Annotated in this window: 20 protein-coding genes; 12 read left to right on the top strand and 8 right to left on the bottom strand. The window is 69.9% G+C overall.

What is annotated here, in order from left to right; genetic code table 11:
• Positions 1-11: 11 nt before the first annotated feature.
• The 4 genes from P3H15_RS13730 to P3H15_RS13715 form a co-directional block, all read right to left on the bottom strand.
• The gene (locus tag P3H15_RS13730; protein WP_276137739.1) at positions 12-683 is read right to left on the bottom strand and encodes a sterol desaturase family protein; all 672 of its coding nucleotides are present in this window, start codon (positions 681-683) and stop codon (positions 12-14) included.
• Entirely contained in the window at positions 680-1,417 is a 738-nt protein-coding gene (locus P3H15_RS13725; protein ID WP_276137738.1) for a FadR/GntR family transcriptional regulator, read from the bottom strand. The genes P3H15_RS13730 and P3H15_RS13725 overlap by 4 nt, the downstream gene beginning before the upstream one ends.
• A 56-nt stretch (positions 1,418-1,473) precedes the next feature.
• Entirely contained in the window at positions 1,474-2,604 is a 1,131-nt protein-coding gene (locus P3H15_RS13720) for a lipase family protein (RefSeq protein ID WP_276137737.1), read from the bottom strand.
• Between the two features lie 77 nt (positions 2,605-2,681).
• Entirely contained in the window at positions 2,682-3,311 is a 630-nt protein-coding gene (locus P3H15_RS13715; RefSeq protein WP_276137736.1) for a TetR/AcrR family transcriptional regulator C-terminal domain-containing protein, read from the bottom strand.
• A gap of 154 nt (positions 3,312-3,465) precedes the next feature.
• Between P3H15_RS13715 and bioB the strand changes: the two genes are divergently transcribed.
• From bioB to P3H15_RS13700, 3 genes are read left to right on the top strand one after another with little or no spacing between them, the layout of a single operon-like run.
• Positions 3,466-4,479 carry a biotin synthase BioB gene (gene bioB / locus P3H15_RS13710; protein ID WP_276137735.1) on the top strand — a complete coding sequence of 338 codons (1,014 nt, stop codon included), beginning with the start codon at positions 3,466-3,468 and terminating at the stop codon, positions 4,477-4,479.
• 5 nt (positions 4,480-4,484) lie between these two features.
• Complete coding sequence (locus tag P3H15_RS13705; RefSeq protein ID WP_276137823.1) at positions 4,485-4,724, top strand: hypothetical protein; 240 nt, start codon at positions 4,485-4,487, stop codon at positions 4,722-4,724.
• Between the two features lie 10 nt (positions 4,725-4,734).
• Positions 4,735-5,292 carry a DUF2567 domain-containing protein gene (locus P3H15_RS13700; RefSeq protein ID WP_276137734.1) on the top strand — a complete coding sequence of 186 codons (558 nt, stop codon included), beginning with the start codon at positions 4,735-4,737 and terminating at the stop codon, positions 5,290-5,292.
• A gap of 3 nt (positions 5,293-5,295) precedes the next feature.
• Here P3H15_RS13700 and P3H15_RS13695 read toward each other — a convergent pair whose 3' ends face one another.
• A complete protein-coding gene (locus P3H15_RS13695; RefSeq protein ID WP_276137733.1) occupies positions 5,296-6,108 on the bottom strand; it encodes an SDR family oxidoreductase in 813 nt (270 codons plus the stop codon).
• Positions 6,109-6,191: 83 nt separating this feature from the next.
• Here P3H15_RS13695 and P3H15_RS13690 point away from each other — a divergent pair, with 83 nt between their 5' ends.
• Positions 6,192-6,791, top strand: a complete 600-nt coding sequence (locus tag P3H15_RS13690; protein ID WP_276137732.1) for a TetR/AcrR family transcriptional regulator — start codon at positions 6,192-6,194, stop codon at positions 6,789-6,791.
• Positions 6,792-6,886: 95 nt separating this feature from the next.
• Entirely contained in the window at positions 6,887-7,231 is a 345-nt protein-coding gene (locus tag P3H15_RS13685; RefSeq protein WP_276137731.1) for an SDR family NAD(P)-dependent oxidoreductase, read from the top strand.
• A gap of 9 nt (positions 7,232-7,240) precedes the next feature.
• Here P3H15_RS13685 and P3H15_RS13680 read toward each other — a convergent pair whose 3' ends face one another.
• Positions 7,241-7,975 carry an NUDIX domain-containing protein gene (locus tag P3H15_RS13680; protein ID WP_124390009.1) on the bottom strand — a complete coding sequence of 245 codons (735 nt, stop codon included), beginning with the start codon at positions 7,973-7,975 and terminating at the stop codon, positions 7,241-7,243.
• A gap of 78 nt (positions 7,976-8,053) precedes the next feature.
• Here P3H15_RS13680 and nadA point away from each other — a divergent pair, with 78 nt between their 5' ends.
• From nadA to nadC, 3 genes are read left to right on the top strand one after another with little or no spacing between them, the layout of a single operon-like run.
• The gene (nadA, locus tag P3H15_RS13675; protein ID WP_276137730.1) at positions 8,054-9,091 is read left to right on the top strand and encodes a quinolinate synthase NadA; all 1,038 of its coding nucleotides are present in this window, start codon (positions 8,054-8,056) and stop codon (positions 9,089-9,091) included.
• On the top strand, positions 9,088-10,656 hold the full coding sequence (locus P3H15_RS13670; RefSeq protein ID WP_276137729.1) for an L-aspartate oxidase: 1,569 nt from the start codon (positions 9,088-9,090) through the stop codon (positions 10,654-10,656). The genes nadA and P3H15_RS13670 overlap by 4 nt, the downstream gene beginning before the upstream one ends.
• The gene (nadC, locus tag P3H15_RS13665; RefSeq protein ID WP_276137728.1) at positions 10,656-11,525 is read left to right on the top strand and encodes a carboxylating nicotinate-nucleotide diphosphorylase; all 870 of its coding nucleotides are present in this window, start codon (positions 10,656-10,658) and stop codon (positions 11,523-11,525) included. The genes P3H15_RS13670 and nadC overlap by 1 nt, the downstream gene beginning before the upstream one ends.
• Positions 11,526-11,576: 51 nt before the next feature.
• Here nadC and P3H15_RS13660 read toward each other — a convergent pair whose 3' ends face one another.
• Positions 11,577-12,206, bottom strand: coding sequence for a LysE family transporter (locus P3H15_RS13660; RefSeq protein ID WP_095865264.1), 630 nt, complete (start codon positions 12,204-12,206; stop codon positions 11,577-11,579).
• 34 nt (positions 12,207-12,240) lie between these two features.
• Entirely contained in the window at positions 12,241-13,518 is a 1,278-nt protein-coding gene (locus tag P3H15_RS13655; RefSeq protein WP_276137727.1) for a glycoside hydrolase family 1 protein, read from the bottom strand.
• Between the two features lie 87 nt (positions 13,519-13,605).
• On the opposite strand from P3H15_RS13655, the gene P3H15_RS13650 reads away from it, so the two are divergent.
• From P3H15_RS13650 to hisB, 4 genes are all read left to right on the top strand, one after another.
• Positions 13,606-15,549 (top strand): acyl-CoA dehydrogenase family protein, encoded by a 1,944-nt coding sequence (locus P3H15_RS13650; protein WP_276137726.1) that lies wholly within the window; start codon positions 13,606-13,608, stop codon positions 15,547-15,549.
• 232 nt (positions 15,550-15,781) lie between these two features.
• On the top strand, positions 15,782-17,104 hold the full coding sequence (hisD, locus tag P3H15_RS13645; RefSeq protein ID WP_276137725.1) for a histidinol dehydrogenase: 1,323 nt from the start codon (positions 15,782-15,784) through the stop codon (positions 17,102-17,104).
• Positions 17,101-18,243: a histidinol-phosphate transaminase gene (locus tag P3H15_RS13640; protein ID WP_276137724.1), complete on the top strand. Its 1,143-nt coding sequence runs from the start codon at positions 17,101-17,103 to the stop codon at positions 18,241-18,243. The genes hisD and P3H15_RS13640 overlap by 4 nt, the downstream gene beginning before the upstream one ends.
• Entirely contained in the window at positions 18,240-18,854 is a 615-nt protein-coding gene (hisB, locus tag P3H15_RS13635) for an imidazoleglycerol-phosphate dehydratase HisB (protein WP_276137723.1), read from the top strand. Before P3H15_RS13640 ends, hisB begins: the two co-directional genes overlap by 4 nt.
• Positions 18,855-18,856 lie beyond the last annotated feature (2 nt).

The raw sequence follows: 18,856 nt of genomic DNA, 5'->3' as shown, positions 1-18,856 counted from the left end.
TCACGGGTGCGTCAGCGCATCGTGTGGAGGTTGCGGGCGGTCGGCGACTTCTCGACCGATCCGGGATCCGGGTCGGTGCCCAGGATCCGGTCGGCGGTTCCCGAGGTGGTGACGGTGAACCAGTAGTGCTCGTTCTTGTAGTGGTGATGGCGGTGGTTGCGCCAGATCGCGCGGTAGAGGCGGGAGTTCGGCTTGTAGTCGCTGTGGATGAGGTAGTGGGTCCATTCGTAGAGGACGCCCAGGACGCTCAGCACCACGAGGAAGGTCAGCCCGAGCCCGGTGCGGGGGAACGCGAACACTGCGAGCGCCACGAGAACCGGGATCAGCCACATCAGGGTCTGCCACGGAATGAAGACGAGCGGCACGTCGCGGGGATCGACGTGGTGCTCGCGATGCTTACGGGCGAGGAGCGAATCGACGGTCAGGCCCAGGACCTTCCGGGGCTTCCAGTGCAGGATGCAGACGTGGATGACCCATTCGGCGAACGGGAACACCGCCATCATCACCAGCGGCACGACGGCATCGGTGACCTGCCAGTCGCCGACGACGACGCGGGCGACCGCGGCAGCGGCGAGCATGCCGCCGATCATCCACGGTGACGGGTGGCGGCGGAACTGGTCGGCGGCGTCGCGGAGGGTGATCGACCTGCGTTGGCGGCGATCTGCGGGAGGTGTCGTGGTCATGTGTCCTTCTCCGAATCGTGTTGTTGCAGTGTGTCGATCACGGCGGTCACGGCCGCCGTCCCGAGGTCGAGCAGGGTGGTGGCGGTGTGCGCCGCGAGGTCCTCGTCGTGTGCGGAGATGGCTTCCGCAAGCCGGTGGTACAGGTCGGCGCGGCCGACCTCCGCGACCATCACGGCGGCCATCGCCGTCATGGTCGGTTCGTACGCGTTGCGGAGGCTGTTGAAGATGAGCCGGAACGCGATGGAATCGGCGGTGTCGACGACGCGCTCCCAGAAGGCCAGTGCACCGACCTGCTGCGCGACCGGATCGCTCTCGGAGGCAAGGTGATCCACGGCTTCGCGGAGAGCTGCGGCCGACTTCTCGGTGGCCCGGTCGGCGGCGAGCCGGGCGACCTGCACGCCGATCATCCGCCGCGCCTCGAGGACGCTGCGGACCACCGCCCAGTCGGGTTCACCGCCGCGGATCAGCAGCTGGGACAGCAGTTCGGGCCCGCCGTGCTGCCGGAAGTCGCGGACCGACGTGGCGTCGCCCTGCCGGACCTCGACGAGCCCGGCCTGGGCGAGTTTCTGGATCGCCTCCCGGACCGCGGGCCGGGACACCCCGAACGCCTCGGCCAGGCGCCGCTCGCTGGGCAGGGCCTCGCCGGCGGCGAGGTCGCCGCCGAGTACGCGCGCGGTGATCTGGTCGAAGACTTCGGTGGAGGCGGATTTCCGCGCGATCGGCTCGAACATCATGACCCCGACACTAGGGCGGCTACAGGTAAGAGGTCAAGTGGTCTTACCAGTGAATCTCAGCCGAACAGGCTCCGGACGAACGCGGTGGTGTCGGGCAGGGACGTGGGCATGGTCGTGAGGTGGCCCGTCGGATACGTCCGGAAGAGGAACTGCTGCCCGTTCGCGGTGAGGTCGGCGGTGAACTTCCAGGTGAGGGCGATGGGGACGACGTCGTCGAACACTCCCTGGCCGATGAACAACGGCCGGTCGTAGCCCCGGACGGGGACTCCGAGTGTGGTGCGCACCGCCGCCAGGACCGCCGGATCGTCGAGGGGGCGCGACATCAACTGCCCGATGGAGATGCCGGCGAGTTGCGGGGCCGCCTCCTCATAGCACAGCGACTCGACGCGATTCAGGACGTCGACGCCGAGCGGGGTGAGGTAGCTGTCGACGTCCAGGTCGGGCCGCGACGCGCGCAGTCCCGCGAGCGCGTACGCCACGAACACCGTGCTGCCGGTGAGGGGGAGCTGCGGGAAACCGGGGCCGACGAGGGGCGCGAGGTTCTCCAGATTCGACGGGGCGCCGGTGGCGACGGTGCCGCGGAAGTCGAGATCGGGTGCGTAGGTGGTGGCCATCGAGGCGGCGACGAGAGCGGCGTGGCCGCCCTGCGATTGGCCGATCGCGACCCACCGGTTCGACAGGGACGGCGTGACGGCCCGCGCCGCGCGCACCATGTCGATCACGCTGTGCGCCTCGGTGGGGCCGTCCAGGTACGGGTGCACGCCGGGTGTGCCGAGGCCGACGTAATCCGTTGCGACGATGGCGTACCCCTGGTCTAGCCAGGCTCGGACGTACGGTCCGGCGAGTTTCCCCGTCACCGTCGGCGCGCACGCGTCGGCGATGCCGACCGTTCCGTGGGCCCAGGACACCACGGGCCATCCGCCGGGCGGCGCGTGACCGGGCGGCAGCAGGACCGCGCCGGTGCTGAGCGCGGGTTCGTTCATCGGCCCCGTCGTCCAGTACGTGACGTACGTGGCCTCGGTGACACCTGCCGGCCGCGCGTCCGGCGCCACCGGCGTCTCGGCGACGACGGCACCGGGGTCGCCCACCGCGGTCTGTGCCGGCGCCGGGGTGGGCGCGCCGAGAAGCGACAGTGCGAGTGCCGCCGCGAGGACCGTTCCGGCGCGGCGGCCGAGCGAAGACGTCATCGCGTCCGTCCCTGGGCCGTGGGAGGCGTCGCGCGGTCCGCGAGTGGCCAGCGCGGCGTCCACTCAATTGTGCCCGCTCAAGGGCGGTGGGCGGAGTCTTTCAGTCGCGCGCGAATTCCGTCGACGAACAGCGACAAACCGAAGTCGAACCGCACCGCCGGATCGCCGTCGAGGAGATCCTCGTCGTACGCCGCGATCTGCGACTGCGGGGCGTCGGGGGAGAGCGCGGCGCGGGTGAGGGCGCCTGCCGATTCCATCTGCGCCCGCGACTGCTCGTCGACCGTGTGGCCGAGGACGTAGTAGAGCAGCGAGTAGGACGACAGTTCGGCGTGTTCGCGGGACAGCCCGGATCGCAGACCCACCGCCGCGAAGCTTTCCCGCACCCGGGAGTTGGTCATGCGGGACGCGTAGGTGGCGGAGACCAGTTCGGCGCCGTCACGGTGGGCGAGCAGCGCTGTGCGTAGCCGATGCGCCAATTCGGTGAACTCCGCGTCCCATCCGGGCACCGTGACCGGGGCGTCGACGTCTTCGAGGATCTTGTCGGCGAGGGCACCGAGCAACGTCTGCTTGTTGGGGAAATGCCAGTACAGGGCGCCGGGCTGCACGCCGAGGGCCGTTGCGAGTCTGCGCATCGTGAGGTCGGCGAGGCCGAACTCGTCGAGGATGGCCATTGCGCCGTCGAGTACGTCGCCGCGTCGCAATTGCACTGTGTGATCTCCCAATCTCGTCGAAAAGCTTGCTCCGGCTTTGACAGTATTCCATCACGGATCTAACGTGAACACCGTTCAACTTGTACGGTGTTCAATTTTTCGGTTCCGTCGACTCACGGCACGTGATCGGCCCGTTTTCCAGGAGATACGTGTGACCTCGGCCCCGGTACAGACAGACATCCTCGCCCTCGCGCGTGAGCAGGTTCTCGAGCGCGGCGAAGCGCTGAACGAGAGCCAGGTGCTCGAAGTCCTGCAACTTCCCGACGACCGCCTCGAGGAACTGCTCGCCCTCGCGCACGACGTGCGGATGAAGTGGTGCGGCCCCGAGGTCGAGGTCGAGGGCATCATCAGCCTCAAGACCGGCGGCTGCCCCGAGGACTGCCACTTCTGCTCGCAGTCCGGGCTGTTCCAGTCGCCGGTGCGCGCCGCGTGGCTCGACATACCGTCCCTCGTCGAGGCCGCCAAGCAGACCGCCAAGTCCGGTGCCAGCGAATTCTGCATCGTCGCCGCCGTCCGCGGGCCCGACGAGCGGCTGCTCGCCCAGGTCGCCGCCGGTATCGAGGCGATCCGCAACGAGGTCGACATCCAGATCGCCTGCTCGCTGGGCATGCTCACCCAGGAACAGGTCGACCAGCTCGCCGCGATGGGGGTGCACCGCTACAACCACAACCTGGAGACGTCGAAGTCCCACTTCCCGAACGTCGTCACCACCCACACGTGGGACGAACGCTGGAACACCCTCCGCATGGTCCGCGAAGCCGGTATGGAGGTGTGCTGCGGCGGCATCCTCGGCATGGGTGAGAGCCTCGCGCAGCGCGCCGAGTTCGCGGCCAACCTGGCCGAACTCGAACCCGACGAGGTCCCGCTGAACTTCCTCAACCCGCGTCCGGGAACCCCGTTCGGCGACCTCGAGGTGCTGCCGGCGAGCGAGGCCCTCAAGTCGGTGGCCGCCTTCCGGCTCGCGCTGCCCCGCACCATCCTCCGCTTCGCGGGCGGCCGCGAGATCACCCTCGGCGACCTCGGCGCCAAGCAGGGCATCCTCGGCGGCATCAACGCCGTCATCGTCGGCAACTACCTGACGACCCTCGGCCGTCCGGCGGAACAGGACCTCGACCTGCTCGTCGATCTGCAGATGCCGATCAAGGCCCTGAACGACACCCTGTGACGACCATGGAGACGACCGCGGGCGACGCCGACGGTCTGGAGGAGCGCTACAACCCGTACACCGGCCGCCGCGTGGTGGCCGGTGTGGACGACACGGTCCCCACCGCCGCGCAACTCGGGCTGGAACCGCCCCGCTTCTGCGAGGCGTGCGGCCGCCGGATGGTGGTGCAGATCAGCCCCGACGGCTGGTGGGCGAAATGTTCCCGCCACGGTGTGTTCGACTCGATCTGCCGCGGACGGCGGTAGCGTCGGACGCGTGACCACGCTCCCGCGCTTCAGGGTTCGATCTGCCGCCGGAATCTTCTGCGGGACGGTGGTGGCGAGCGCGCTCGCCGGGGTGCTGTGGGGACTCCTGGCACCACCCGAACACCTGCTCGTGGTGTCCCCCGACCGTGGGGTGTCGCTGACGGGGGAGAGCGTGCACCGGTTCGACGCGATCGGGATGTTCGCCTGTGCCGGCCTGGTGGTCGGCATCCTCACCGCGGTCGCGGCGTGGACGGCGCGGCGAAGTCGCGGACCGGTGGCGCTGGGCGCCGTACTCGCCGGCAGCGTGGCCGGCGCCTGCGTGATGGCCCTCGGCGGAATCGGTGTGGCGGCCCTGCGTTTCCCCGACCCCGACACCTCGACCGCCGGTGCCGTCGTGGCAGTCGCGCCGGGGATCGGGACCCCGCTGGTGCTGATCTTCCAACCGCTCGTCGCGTGCGTCGTGACGTTGGTGCTCGCCGCGCTCAACCCGTACGACGATCTCGGCGTCGGTGATGCGCCGGTCGAACTCGACGAGCCGGAGGAGCACGACGCGACGGTGACGTCGTGACGCTTACCGGGTGACGGAGGCCCGCATCCGCACGTCACCGAGCAGGCGCCCGCTGGCGAGAGCGCCGATGCGGCGGGTCGCGAAGCGGGTGCTGACCGACGACACCCAGTTCATCAGCCCGGAGACGACGCTCGGCGGCGTGCTGCGCCGGTCCAGGGCTCGCAGCGCCGTCGCGACCACCTGGTCGGCGGTCTGCATGCGGCCGACGGCGGCGTCGTCGGAGCCGACGACGTCGAAGAACTCGGTGCGGGTGGGGCCCGGGCAGACGGCGAGCACGGTGAGGCCGGTTCCTCGCGCCTCCGCCCACAACGCCTCGGTGAAGTTCAGGACGAACGCCTTCGTCGCCCCGTAGACGGCCATGCCCGGCGTCGGCTGGAACGCGGCGGTGCTCGCCACGTTGACGAGTGCGCCGCGCCCCCGGAGCAGGTCGGGCAGGAACGTGTGCGACAACTCGACGAGAGTGGTGACGTTGAGCTGGATCTCGGAGGTCAGCCGCTCCAGGTCGGCGGACGCGAAGTCTCCGTGCGTCCCGAATCCCGCGTTGTTGATCAGCGAGTCGACGCGGATGTCGCGCGCGGCGAGTTCGCTGCGCAACCGCGCGCCTGCGCCGGGTGCCGCGAGGTCGAACGGGAGCACGGTGACCGTCACGTGGTGTGCGGCGCGGAGTTCGGCGGCGAGTTGGTCGAGCCGGTCGGCGCGCCGCGCGACGAGGACGAGGTCGGCGCCGCGCCCGGCGAACCGGCGGGCGAATTCGGCACCGAGGCCCGCGCTCGCGCCGGTGACGAGGACGGTGGTTCCGGATACGTCGAAAGGCATGTCTGCTCCTAGCGGTGGGGTGATTCCGAATGTAGTCAGTGCCATCTATGTAGTCAATGACAACATTTTGTTACGCTTGCGCCGTGTCCGCCGCCGAACAGCCCTACCACCACGGGAGTCTTCGCCGGGTGCTGCTCGCACGCGCCGAGAGCACCCTCGAGCGGGACGGCGTCGACGGCCTGTCCCTGCGACAGCTCGCCCGAGAGGCCGGGGTCAGTCACGCCGCACCCAGCAAGCACTTCCGCGACCGTCAGGCGCTGCTCGACGCACTCGCCGAATCCGGTTTCCGGCGGCTCACCGCCGCCCTCGAACGCGCGGTCGACCAGGCCGAACCCCATGCCCGGGCCCGCTTCGCGGCGCTCGCCGACGCCTACGTGACGTTCGCGCTCGCGCACCGGGAGTTGCTGGCCCTGATGTACGGCAACAAGCACGCGCCCGGGGCCGCCTCCCAGGTCGTCGAGGCGGGCCACAGCTCGATGGATCTGACCGTCCGGATCGTCACCGAGGCCCAGGCCGCGGGCGACATCGGACCCGGGGACGCCTCGCGCATCGCCCTCGTCGCGTTCGCGACCTTCCACGGGATCGCGACCCTCGCCGCCGGCGGAATGCTCGACGACGCGCCGGTGGACGAAGTGGTCACCGCCGCATCCGACACGTTCTGGCGGGGTCTCGCCCGGGTGTGACACCGTCTCCCGGCGATTTCACAGCGCACTCCCGTCGCAGTCTCGAGTACCGGCGCTTACCTGGAGTCGGAAATGTCGATCCCCAGGAGGCGAAGATGATGCGTACCGACGAAGCCGGCTCGGCCCGTGGTGTCGTGGTGGTGACTGCCGCAGGCGGCGAGCAGGGCAGGCGCACCGCGCAGGAGTTGCTCGATTCGGGCTGGTGCGTTGCGGTCACCGCACGCACGGTCGCGGAACTGGCCCGGATCATGCCGGGCATGTCCGGTCACCGACTCCTCGCGGTCGCCGCCGATCCGGACGATCCCCGCCAGGTCGAGCAGTTTCTCGACCGCGTTCTCGGCCGCTTCGGCCGCATCGATTCGGTGCTCGGCGCGGAGCCCTCGGTCGCGTCGGCGTGGCGGCGGCGCACCACGCAGGCAGGTGGATCCGCGGCCGCCTGACGATCGGATTCAGCTCGGCGGTCGAAGCGCCGCGAACTCGTCCGTCACCCGCAGGGTGGAGTCGGTGAAGCGATAAAGGGCGGCCGGGCGACCGCCGGTGCGGCCGGACGGCGCTGTGTTGCCGGTGGGGGTCAGCACCCCGCGACGTCCGAGGACGCGCTGGAGGTTGGTTGCATCCACCTGGTAACCGAGTGCGGCGCAGTAGATCTCGCGCAGCGTCGACATGGAGAACTCGTCGGGCGCCAGACCGAACGCGATGTTGGTGTAGGAGAGCTTGGCCGCGAGGCGGGTCCGGGCGTGCCGGACGACGGTGCCGTGGTCGAACGCCATCTCGGGCAGCGCGGACACCGGATGCCACGCGGTGTCCGGCGGCAACTGCGGGTCGGCGGGGAGGGGGACGAGCCCGAGGAATGTCGACGCGATGGTGCGCGGTCCGGGCACCCGTCGCGGATCGCTGAACACCGACAGCTGCTCGAGGTGGGAGACCTCCTGCACGTCCACCTTCTCGGCCAGCTGGCGTCGCGCGGACGTCGTGAGGTCCTCGTCTTCGCGGAGGAGTCCGCCGGGCAGCGACCATGCGCCGGCCTGCGGATCGAGGGCCCGTTGCCACAGCAGCACGGCGAGCTCGCCGGTGCCTCCCGCGTGACGCATATCACCGCTGTGACCTGCGTCGATATAGCCGGGGAAGTGGCGAACCTGGAACACCGCGGTAAGCACTTCATGCGTGGTGTTACTATTGGGCATGTTTTCGATCCTAAGTCGAAAACCTCGATTTCGGAAATTCGGGCCAGCCCGCCCGAGTTCACGGTGAAGGAGCAAGCCATGACGACCACGACGTTGTGGGCGGGTACCGACCCGCAGATTCAGGACGGTCCCGGCGGTTACGCGGGCGTCGAGGCGAGCGAAGAGTGGGCTGCCGAGATCAAACGGCTGGCACGCGAGCGGGGAGCGACCCTCCTCGCGCACAACTACCAATTGCCCGCCATCCAGGACGTCGCCGACCACGTCGGCGACTCCCTGGCACTCTCGCGCATCGCGGCCGAGGCCCCGGAGGACACCATCGTGTTCTGCGGCGTGCACTTCATGGCCGAGACCGCGAAGATCCTCAGCCCCGCCAAGACGGTGCTGATCCCGGACGAGCGCGCGGGCTGCTCGCTGGCCGACTCGATCACCGCCGATCAGCTGCGCGAGTGGAAGGCGGAATACCCCGACGCCGTCGTCGTGTCGTACGTCAACACCACCGCCGAGGTGAAGGGTCTGACGGACATCTGCTGCACGTCGTCCAACGCCGTCGACGTGGTCGCGTCGATCGACCCCGACCGCGAGGTCCTGTTCCTGCCCGACCAGTTCCTCGGCGCCCACGTCAAGCGCGTCACCGGTCGCAAGAACATGCAGATCTGGGCCGGCGAGTGCCACGTCCACGCCGGCATCAACGGCGACGAGCTCACCGCGCAGGCGAAGGCGCACCCCGGTGCCGAACTGTTCGTCCACCCCGAATGCGGTTGCGCCACCTCGGCGCTCTACCTCGCCGGTGAGGGATTCGTGCCCGAGGACAAGGTGAAGATCCTGTCGACGGGCGGCATGCTCGACGCCGCCCGTGCCACCGGGGCCAAGCAGGTTCTGGTGGCCACCGAGGTCGGGATGCTGCACCAGTTGCGCAAGGCCGCGCCGGAGGTCGACTTCCAGGCCGTCAACGACCGCGCGTCCTGCCCGTACATGAAGATGATCACCCCCGCCGCCCTGCTCCGCTGCCTGCTCGAGGGCAAGGACGAGGTTCACGTCGATCTCGCGACCGCCGAGCGTGCCCGCAAGTCGGTGCAGCGGATGATCGAGATCGGAAACCCGGGCGGCGGCGAGTGAGCAGCCCGGCCCGGGGGATTTCCTGGGAAGAGCACGCCGACCTCGTAGTGGTGGGCGGTGGTGTGGCCGGACTGACGGCCGCACGCACCGCCTCACTGCGGGGGCTGACCGTGCTCACCGTCAGCAAGGGTGGGACGACGGACACCGCGACGCAGTACGCGCAGGGCGGTATCGCCGTGGTCGGTGACGCCGTCACCGATTCGGTGGACTCTCACGTCGCTGACACGTGCGAGGCCGGCGTCGGCCTGTGCGACGAGGAGGCCGTGCGGTCGATCGTGGCCGGCGGCCGCGACGCCGTGGCCGCATTGACCGATCTGGGTGCGGTGTTCGACCGCGGCCGCGACGGCACCGTGTCACGCACCCGCGAGGGCGGGCACAGCACCCGGCGGATCATCCATGCCGGCGGCGACGCCACCGGTGCGGAGGTGCAGCGCGCGCTGGGCGCGGCGGGGCTTCCGGTCCTGTTCGACAGTTCCGCGGTCCGCGTGCTCACCGATGCGCGCGGAGTCACCGGGGTGCTCGTCGACTCCCCGCGCGGCCTCGGCGTGATCCACACACCCGCCGTTCTCCTGGCGACCGGCGGGCTCGGGCAGTTGTACGCCTGCAGTACCAACCCGCCCGGCGCCACCGCCGACGGCATCGCCCTCGCACTCGACGCAGGCGCGGCCGTCGCCGATCTCGAGTTCGTGCAGTTCCACCCGACCGTGCTGTTCACCCCCGGCGGTCTCGGCCGGCGCCCGCTGATCAGCGAGGCCGTCCGCGGCGAGGGCGCGATCCTCGTCGACGCCAACGGCGATTCGGTGACCGCGGGCGTGCATCCGCGCGGCGACCTGGCACCCCGCGACGTCGTGTCGCGGGCCATCGCGTCGCGGCTGCGGGAATTGGGACACGACCACGTCTACCTCGACGCCCGTCAGCTGCCCGGGTTCGCGCGGCGGTTCCCGACCGTGACGGCGTCCTGCCTGGAAGCCGGGATCGACCCGCGCGAACAGCTGATTCCGGTCGCCCCTGCCGCCCACTACTCGTGCGGCGGCGTGGTCACCGACGTCGACGGACGCACCTCGGTCCCCGGCCTCTACGCGGCGGGGGAGGTGGCCCGCACCGGGCTGCACGGCGCGAACCGGCTGGCCTCCAACAGCCTGCTCGAAGGCCTGGTGGTCGGCGAACGGGCCGGCGCCGCAGCCGTCGAACGCGCCGACCTACGCGTCGAGGCGGCCGATCCCGGCCGTCAAGCACTGCCGTCCGCGCCGCGGGAACTGGTGCAGCAGTTGATGACCGGCAACGCCTCCGTCGTCCGGGACGGCGCAGGCCTCGAGGCGGTCGCCGCCGCCCTCGCCGCCGCGCCGCGCACGGTGCCGGAGGGACAGACTGCGCTCGAAGACGCCGCGCTGACCCTGACGGCGGCAGCGCTCGTGCTCGCCGCGGGCGCGCGCACCGAAAGTCGCGGATGCCACACCCGCAGCGACTACCCGGAGACGTCCGGCGAGTGGCGCCGCAGCACGCACGTGCGCCTGCGTGACGGCGAACTCGAGCTTCTCCAACCCCAACTGACAGGAGTGCTGTGATGGCCGACCACGTCCTTCCGGGCGGTCTGGACGCGGACGAGGTCCGTACGCTCGTGCGCCTCGCCCTGGACGAGGACCTGCGATACGGCCCCGACGTGACGTCCGCGTCCACGGTCCCGGCCGACGCGGTCGCCAAGGCGTCCGTGGTCTCCCGTGCACACGGTACCGTCGCCGGCCTCGACGTGGGACTGCTGGTGCTCGACGAGGTGATCGGGGCGGGCCGCTACGACGTCCTCGACAGGGTCGCCGACGGCACCCGGATCGTGCCCGGCCAGGCCGTGCTGACGGTGTCCGCGCCCACGCAGGGGCTGCTCACCGCGGAACGGACGATGCTCAACCTGGTCTGCCACCTGTCCGGCATCGCCACCGCCACATCCGCGTGGGTGGATGCGGTCGAGGGCACCGGGGCGAAGATCCGCGACAGCCGCAAGACGCTGCCGGGGCTGCGGTCGCTGCAGAAGTACGCCGTCCGGGTGGGCGGTGGCGTCAACCACCGCATGGGTCTCGGCGACGCCGCGTTGATCAAGGACAACCACGTCGCCGCCGCGGGGTCGGTGGTGGCGGCACTGCGGGCCGTGCGCGCCGCGGCGCCGGACATCGAATGCGAGGTGGAGGTCGACAGCCTCGCGCAACTCGACGAGGTGCTCGCCGAGAACGTGGAACTGGTGCTGCTCGACAACTTCCCGCTGTGGCAGACGCAGATCGCCGTGCAGCGCCGCGACGCGAACGCCCCCGGCACCAAGCTGGAGTCGTCGGGTGGTCTCACGCTGGACGTCGCGGCCGAGTACGCCGCGACCGGGGTCGACTACCTCGCGGTCGGTGCGCTCACCCATTCGGTGACGGTGCTGGATCTCGGCCTCGACATGTGACCCCACCCGTGAGTACTTCTCAACCGCCGGCGGTTAAGAAGTACTCACGGGTCAGACGGCACGGCGAATCGTCGCCAGGAACGTGGCCGCGACGAAGAACAACCCGGAGAACGTCCGGTTGGTGGCCCGCTGCTGGCGCGGTGAGCGCATCAGCCGCAGGACCTTCGACGCCAGGCCGGTGTAGCCGGTCATGACGGCGACGTCGACCGCGACCATGGTGGCGGCGATGATCAGGTACTGCGGGAGCAGCGGCGCCGACGGGGTGATGAACTGCGGGAGCACCGCCAGCATGAAGACGACGGCCTTCGGGTTGCTGGCGTTGACGAGGAAACCGCGCAGTGTCATCGCGGGCCCGCTGGTCTCGGCGACCTCGCCGTCGACGCCGGACACATCGGTTGCGCTCGCCCGCCACTGCCGGACGCCGAGATACACCAGGTACGCGACGCCGAACCACTTGATCACGGTGAACGCGAGGGTCGAGTTCGCGAGCAGCGCCCCGAGCCCCGCGGCGACCACCGCGATCTGCAACAGCAACCCCAGCTGGAGACCGGCGATGTTCCAGTAGCCGCGCCGCAACCCGAATCGCATTCCGGTGGCCATCGACGCGATCGCGCCCGCACCCGGCGACAGGCTGATCACGCAGGACGCCCCGAGCACTGCACACCACATCTGCCACGACACGAGCTGATCGTACGTCGCGTCCGCGGTGGTCCCGTTACGGGGGATTCGTGCAGCTGAGGGGCGGATCGACGAGGGAACAGATTCCGGCGCGACGGCGGGGTTCGTAGCCGGGCGGGAGCCCGTTCGCGACGACGTCCCGGTAGGTCGCCACCGCATCGGTCGGCCGCCGGGTGAGGGTCGGATCGGTCACAGCGTCGACGGTGAACAGGCCGAACCGGGGACGGAACGTGCCCCACTCGTAGTTGTCGGTGATCGACCAGTAGTTGTATCCGATCACCGGTGCGCCGTCGGCCCGCGCCTGCTCCATCCAGTAGAGGTGATCGCGGAGATGATCGGACCGGGTGTAGCCGTCCGGGCGGGGTGTCCCGTCGTCGGTGGGCATGCCGTTCTCCACGACGTACAGCGGTAGTCCCGGGAACTTGCGGGTGTACCGCATCAGGGCGTGGTAGAGGCCGTCCGGCTGGGGATTGACGTCGTAGAAGGCGTCGGTGACCGCGTTCACCGCGGTGAGGTTGTCGAGGGAGAGACCGTAGTAGTAGTCGACGCCGAGGAAGTCGAGTTTGTCGCGGACGCGGTCGGCGAACGTGGCGTCGAGCGCGTCCATGGCGGCCGGGATATAGGCGAGATTGCTGCTGACCCGCGCGCCCGGGTCGATCTCGTGGATCAGGTCGTAGGCGCGGCGGTGGACGTCGACGAGCCGGTCGAGCATCTGCGGCGCCCGGTCGGGGCCGATGCCACCGAATGACAGCTCCTTCTGCACGTACACGGTCGGCTCGTTGATCGTGATCCAGAGCGCGCCCATACCGGCATAGCGCTCGACCACTTTCTGCGCGTTCGCGAGCCAGTCGTCGACGATCTCCGGGTTCGCCCACCCGCCCCGGTCGGCGACCCATCCGGGGTACACCCAGTGGTCGAGCGTGATCATCGGGGTCATGCCGCGGCCGGTGATCTCACGGACGACGTCGTCGTAGTACCGCAGCTCCGTCTCGTCCCACACGCCCGGCGCGGGCTGCAGTCGTGCCCACTCGACGCCGAACCGGAAGACGTCGACACCCAGATCCGCGGCGCTTGTGATGTCCTCGGCGTACCGGTGCCGGAAGTCGACGGAGGTGCCGATCGCGTCGTGGGTGCGGCCGGAGTCGGAATACCGCCGCCAGTTGCTGTCCGGGGAGGAACCCTCCGACTGGAACCCGGACGTCGCCACACCCCACAGGAAGTCGTCGGGGAGAGGGGCGGCATGCACCGCGGCGGCGGGGCTCAGCAAGCACAGCAGGACCGCGCCGGCACCCAGGAGTCGTGTGGGGGTCCGCACCGGCCGAACAGTAGCGGAAACGCTGTCCCGAGTGCGCAGATTGGGGGATACTGGCGAGTAGGACTACCCGCCAGTAGGAGGCGCGTCATGGTCGACACCTCAGCTCCCAAGGTCACCGAAGAAGAAGCACGAGCAGTCGCAGAGGAGGCGAGGGAATCCGGCTGGGACAAACCCTCCTTCGCGAAAGAACTGTTTCTCGGACGGTTCCGGCTGGATCTGGTTCATCCCTTCCCACGGCCGGCTGCCGAGGACGCCGCCAAGGCCGAGGAATTCCTCGTCCGCCTCCGCGCATACTGCGAGGAGATGGACGGCAGCGTCATCGAATCGCAGTCCCGCATTCCCGACGACTACGTCCGCGGCCTCGCCGACCTCGGGTGCTTCGGCCTGAAGATCTCGGAGGAGTACGGCGGCCTCGGACTCTCCCAGGTCGCGTACAACCGGGCGTTGATGCTCGTCGCGTCGGTGCACCCGAGCCTCGGCGCGCTGCTGTCGGCCCATCAGTCGATCGGCGTCCCCGAACCGCTCAAGCTGGCCGGCACCCCCGAACAGAAGCGCGAATTCCTGCCGCGCTGCGCCCGCGGCGCCATCTCCGCGTTCCTCCTCACCGAACCCGACGTCGGGTCCGATCCGGCGCGGCTGGCGTCCTCGGCGGTACCCATCGAGGGCGGTGCCGCCTACGAACTGGACGGCGTGAAGCTGTGGACGACCAACGGCGTCGTCGCGGAACTGCTCGTCGTCATGGCGCGGGTACCGAAGAGTGAAGGCCATCGCGGCGGCATCTCCGCCTTCGTCGTCGAGGCGGACACCCCGGGCATCACCGTGGAACGGCGCAACGCATTCATGGGCCTGCACGGGATCGAGAACGGCGTCACCCGCATGTACAAGGTGCGCGTTCCGCGGGAGAACCTGATCGGGCGGGAGGGCGACGGACTGAAGATCGCACTCACCACCCTCAACGCCGGCCGGCTGGCGATTCCGGCGATGTGCGCCGGCGCAGGCAAGTGGTCGCTGAAGATCGCCCGCGAATGGTCCGGTGTCCGCGTCCAGTGGGGCAAAGCCATCGCCGAGCATGCGGCCGTCGCCAACAAGCTGTCGTTCATGGCCGCGACCACCTACGCGCTCGAGGCGGTCGTGGACCTGTCGGCGCAGATGAACGACGAGGGTCGCAACGACATCCGGATCGAGGCGGCGCTCGCCAAGCTGTGGTCGTCCGAGATGGCCTGCGTCATCTCCGACGAGCTGATCCAGGTCCGCGGCGGTCGCGGATACGAGACGGCGGCGTCGCTGGCCGCCCGCGGTGAACGGGCGGTGCCGGTGGAACAGCTGGACCGCGACCTGCGCATCAACCGGATATTCGAGGGGTCGAGCGAGATCATGCGGTTGCTGGTCGCGCGCGAGGCCGTGGACGCGCACCTCACGGCGGCGGGCGATCTCGCCGACCCGCACGCCGACACCGGTGCGAAGGCCCGGGCGGCGGCCAAGGCGAGCGGCTTCTACGCGAAGTGGCTGCCGCAACTCGTGGCGGGCAAGGGGCAGGTGCCGACGTCGTTCGGCGAATTCGGAGTCCTGGCCAAGCATCTGCGTTTCGTCGAACGGCACTCCCGCAAGCTGGCCCGCTCCACGTTCTACGGCATGGCCCGGTGGCAGGCTGCCCTGGAGAAGCAGCAGGGCTTCCTCGGCCGGGTCGTCGACATCGGCGCCGAACTGTTCGCGATGTCCGCCACCTGCGTCAAGGCGGAGATGCAGCGGGAGGAGAACGAGGCCGAGGGCGCCGCGGCCTACGAACTCGCCGACGTGTTCTGCCGACAGGCGGCGCTGCGGGTCGAGAAGTTGTTCGACGGTCTGTGGCACAACACCGACGACGCCGACAAGCAGGTCGCGCACTCGATCCTCGAAGGACGGTACGCGTGGCTGGAGCGGGGAGTGGTCGACCCCAGCGAGGGCACCGGCCCCTGGATCACCGAGTGGACGCCGGGCGCGTCGACCGAGGAGAACCTGGCGAGGAGGTTCCTGCACTCGACCCGTCTCTAGGCCGCCAGGTTCCCGCGGCCGGGACGACGCGCAGCACAGTGCGGCACCCGCCGGCGTCACGACGTCGGCGGGTGCTGTTGCGTGCACGGCCACCGACTTGAAACCCGGTCGGCCGCCGACCGGTGAAAACGGGGTGCGCCTATCCTGGATAATCGGTGTCGAGCCCTGTTCTCCGCAGAACAGTCCGCTCGTCCGAGACACCGTGTCCCGACAGTCGCAGAGAGGACCTCTCATGCTCGCCCGCACCGACCTTCGTGGTCGTACCCCTTCCACGGCCGAACTTCGCGCCGCACTTCCTCGAGGTGGAGTGGATGTGGACGCGGTCCTGCATCAGGTTCGCCCCGTCGTCGAGGCGGTCCGTGAACGCGGCGCCGACGCCGCCCTCGAATTCAGTGAGAAGTTCGACGGCGTCCGCCCCGCGCAGGTGCGGGTGCCGCAGGCCGAACTGGACCGCGCCCTCCACGAACTGGACCCCGCAGTCCGCGCCGCCCTCGAGGTCGCGATCGAACGCACCCGCAAGGTCCACGCCGACCAGCGCCGCACCGACACCACCACCGAGGTCGTCCCGGGCGGTACCGTCACCGAACGCTGGGTGCCCGTCGACCGCGTCGGGCTGTACGTCCCGGGCGGCAACGCCGTCTACCCGTCCAGCGTCGTGATGAACGTGGTGCCCGCGCAGGCGGCCGGCGTCCGCTCGCTCGTGGTGGCGTCGCCGCCGCAGTCCGGGTTCGGTGGTCTGCCGCACCCGACCATCCTCGCCGCGGCCGCCCTGCTGGGTGTCGACGAGGTGTGGGCCGTCGGCGGCGGTCAGGCCGTCGCGCTGCTCACCTACGGCGGCACCGACACGAACGGTTCCGAACTCGCCCCCGTCGACCTCATCACCGGCCCGGGCAACATCTACGTCACGGCCGCCAAGCGCCTCTGCCGCGGCCTGGTCGGCATCGACGCCGAGGCGGGCCCCACCGAGATCGCGATCCTCGCCGACCACACCGCCGACCCGGTGCACGTCGCCGCCGACATGATCAGCCAGGCCGAGCACGACGTGATGGCCGCGAGCGTGCTCGTCACGTCCAGCGTCGAACTCGCCGACGCCGTCGACACCGCGCTGGCCGCGCAGCTCGAGATCACCAAGCACAAGGAGCGCGTCACCGCGGCGCTGTCCGGCACCCAGTCGGGCACCGTCCTGGTCTCCGACGTGGAGGCCGGGCTGCGGGTGGTCAACGCGTACGCCGCCGAGCACCTCGAGATCCAGACCGAGAACGCCACCGCCGTCGCCGCGAAGGTGACCAGTGCGGGCGCGGTGTTCGTCGGGCCGTGGGCGCCGGTCAGCCTCGGCGACTACTGCGCCGGGTCCAACCACGTCCTGCCCACCGCGGGCTGCGCCAGGCACTCCTCGGGCCTGAGCGTGCAGACGTTCCTGCGCGGCATCCACGTGGTCGACTACTCCGAATCCGCGCTGAAGGAGGTCTCCGGCCACGTCATCACCCTCGCGAACGCCGAGGACCTGCCCGCACACGGTGAGGCCGTGCGGCTGCGGTTCGAGGCGCTGCGGTGACCGCCGCGAACGTGCCCGGTTCGTCGATCGGGGTCGACGCCCTGCCGATCCGGGAAAATCTGCGCGGTAAGTCGGCGTACGGGGCGCCCCAGCTGACGGTCCCCGTTCAGCTGAACACCAACGAGAATCCGCACCCGCCGACGAAGGCGCTCGTCGACGACGTCGCGGAGTCCGTGCGGGAGGCCGCACGCGAACTGCACCGCTACCCGGACCGCGACGCGGTGGCCCTGCGCACCGACCTCGCCGCGTACCTCGTCCGCCAGACCGGGGTGCCGGTCACGGTCGACAACGTGTGGGCGGCCAACGGGTCCAACGAGATCCTGCAGCAGCTGCTGCAGGCGTTCGGCGGTCCCGGTCGCAGCGCGATGGGCTTCGTGCCGTCGTACTCGATGCACCCGATCATCGCGGACGGCACCGAGACCGAGTGGCTACCGATCTTCCGCCGCGCCGACTTCGCGCTGGACGTGGACGCCGCGACCGCGGCGATCGCCGAGCGCAGGCCCGACGTCGTGTTCGTCACCAGCCCCAACAACCCCACCGGGCACAGCGTCGGCATCGCGGAACTGCGCCGTGTCCTCGACGCCGCGCCCGGCATCGTGATCGTCGACGAGGCGTACGCCGAATTCTCCGACGCGCCGAGCGCCCTGACGCTGATCGACGAGTACCCGTCGAAGCTGGTGGTGTCGCGGACGATGAGCAAGGCGTTCGCGTTCGCCGGCGGCAGGCTCGGATACCTCGCGGCCGCCCCGGCATTCATCGAGGCGCTGCTCCTGGTCCGGCTGCCGTACCACCTGTCGGTGGTCACGCAGGCCGCTGCCCGCGCGGCGCTGCGGCACGCGAACGAGACGCTCGGCAGCGTGCACGCCCTCGCGGCGGAGCGGGTGCGGGTGTCGAAGGCATTGGAGGACACGGGTTTCCATGTCATCCCCAGCGACGCGAACTTCATCCTGTTCGGTGAGTTCACCGACAGTGCCCGCGCCTGGCAGGCCTACCTCGACCGCGGAGTGCTGATCCGGGACGTCGGGATCACCGGATACCTGCGCGCCACCGTCGGGCTGGCCTCCGAGAACGACGCCTTCATCGTGGCGAGCGACGAGATCGCCGCCACCGAACTCACCAGCTCAGGAGACCGAGGATGACCGACCGCATCGCCCGCGTGGAGCGCACCACCAAGGAATCGAGCATCACCGTCGAACTGAACCTCGACGGCACCGGCACCGTCGACGTCTCCACCGGAGTTCCGTTCTTCGACCACATGCTGACCGCGCTCGGCTCCCACGCGAGTTTCGACCTCACCGTCCACGCGAAGGGCGACATCGAGATCGAGGCGCACCACACGGTCGAGGACACGTCGATCGTGCTCGGACAGGCGCTCGGGCAGGCCCTCGGCGACAAGAAGGGCATCCGCCGGTTCGGTGACGCGTTCATCCCGATGGACGAGACGCTCGCCCACGCGTCGGTCGACGTGTCCGGGCGCCCGTACTGCGTCCACACCGGCGAACCGGAGCACCTGCTGCACGCCGTCATCGGCGGGTACCCGGGGGTGCCGTACGCGACCGTGATCAACCGGCACGTGTTCGAGTCGATCGCGCTCAACGCGCGCATCGCCCTGCACGTGCGCGTGCTCTACGGGCGCGATCAGCACCACATCACCGAGGCCGAGTTCAAGGCCGTCGCCCGTGCACTGCGTGAGGCCGTCGAACCCGATCCCCGCGTCACGGGCGTGCCGTCCACCAAGGGCAGCCTGTGAAC

It is taken from the genome of Rhodococcus sp. T2V, from assembly GCF_029269925.1.
In the GTDB taxonomy this organism is placed as follows: Bacteria; Actinomycetota; Actinomycetes; order Mycobacteriales; family Mycobacteriaceae; genus Rhodococcus_F; species Rhodococcus_F koreensis.
This window is presented reverse-complemented; position numbering and strand designations above follow the sequence as displayed.